The organism is Mycobacterium attenuatum (assembly GCF_900566085.1).
In the GTDB taxonomy this organism is placed as follows: Bacteria; Actinomycetota; Actinomycetes; order Mycobacteriales; family Mycobacteriaceae; genus Mycobacterium; species Mycobacterium attenuatum.
Window position 1 is genome coordinate 1 of the sequence record NZ_UPHT01000141.1, and the last position, 1,075, is coordinate 1,075.

Annotated in this window: 1 pseudogene; it reads left to right on the forward strand. The window is 66.0% G+C overall.

Features of this window, described 5'->3' with window-relative positions:
- Positions 1 to 1,027: pseudogene (locus EET13_RS22795) on the forward strand (transposase); the annotation flags it as partial.
- Positions 1,028 to 1,075: the final 48 nt, after the last annotated feature.

The window sequence follows — 1,075 nt, forward strand, 5'->3', positions numbered from 1 at the left end:
GTCGACACCGATGAAGACCTATCTGCGGCTGATGTTTTTGAAGTTCCGCTATCGGCTGGGCGATGAGTCTCTGTGTCGTGAGGTGTCGGACTCGATCACCTGGCGGAGGTTCTGCCGGATCGGTCTGGAGGAGTCGGTGCCGCATCCGACGACGTTAATGAAGCTGACCACCCGCTGCGGGTCGGCGGCGGTGGATGGGCTCAACGAGGCGTTGCTGGTGAAGGCGGCCGAGGCGAAGTTGTTGCCTACCAACCGGATCCGGGTTGATACCACGGTGGTCCCAGCCAATGTCGCCTATCCCACCGATTCGGGGCTGTTAGCCAATCCACCGGTGGGCTGGCGGAGCTGGCCGAATCCGCGGCTCGCGGTGAGCGCGACGCGGTTGCGGGTCGTCGCCACGGCCGGTTGGTGCGTGCGGTCAACGACCTGACCAATCTGCTGGCCGCGACCCGCCAGATCGTCGCCCAGGCCCGGCAACGACTGGCCGGAGTCGTCGCGGACGGCGCTACCCGCCGAGTCGGCCTGCACGACGGCGGTGCGCGTCCGATCGCCAAGGGCCGTGTGGGTAAACCGGTCGAGTTTGGTCGCAAGGCCCAGGTCACTGACAACGACGACGGGATCGGGCTCGACCACAGCGTGGAGCAGGGCAATCCCGCCGATGCGCCGCAACTGGCCGCGGCGGTCCAGCGTGTCAAGAAGCGAACCAGACGCACGCCGCGCACCGTTACAGCCGACCGCGGTTACGGCGACGAACGCGTCGAGGACGACCTGGCACGACCTTGGTGTGCGCAGCGTCGTCATTGCCCGTAAAGGCAAACCCGGCATAGCCCGGCAAGTCGAGGAACACAGGCCAGCCTTCCGACGAACCATCAAGTGGTGCATCGGCTGTGAGGGCCGCATCAGCACCCTCAAGCGCGGCTACGGCTGGAACCGCTCGGGCATCGATAGCACCGAAGGAACCCGAATCTGGACCGGGCACGGCGTCCTCGCCCACAACCTGGTCAAGATCAGCGCCCTCGCCGTGTGATCAAAGGCGCCCAAGCCACCCACTCACCCACCCCTCGACCACAACCAG